The sequence below is a fragment of the Psychroserpens mesophilus genome (assembly GCF_050617655.1).
In the GTDB taxonomy this organism is placed as follows: Bacteria; Bacteroidota; Bacteroidia; order Flavobacteriales; family Flavobacteriaceae; genus Psychroserpens; species Psychroserpens mesophilus_A.
The window spans coordinates 1-250 of record NZ_JBODQC010000355.1 but is presented as its reverse complement, the minus strand read 5'-3'; the positions used below and the strand labels follow the sequence as shown (position 1 = coordinate 250).

General features: G+C 40.8%; 1 pseudogene. It reads right to left on the bottom strand.

The features are described 5' to 3' along the window. Window positions 1-250: pseudogene (locus ACRHNM_RS17565) on the bottom strand (hypothetical protein); the annotation flags it as partial.

Here is a 250-nt window from a genome sequence, read left to right as displayed (position 1 = left end):
TGTTTTTGGTAAAAATGTAGAGTTGGCCTTGCCAATGGATCATTCCTTCGGTGTCAAAATACAGACTGTCCGTTTTAGGGGGAAAGTCTTTTTGTTCCGGATAGGCAAAAGCAATTTTCTTCGCGTTGGGTTCCTTTTTGGTGAGTTGAAGGCTATCCACTTTATAAATGACAAGATCGTTTCTTTCGTTGGCATTGTTGCCAAAGTCTCCGATGTATAAATTTCCCAGTGAATCGGTGGTCAATTCTTC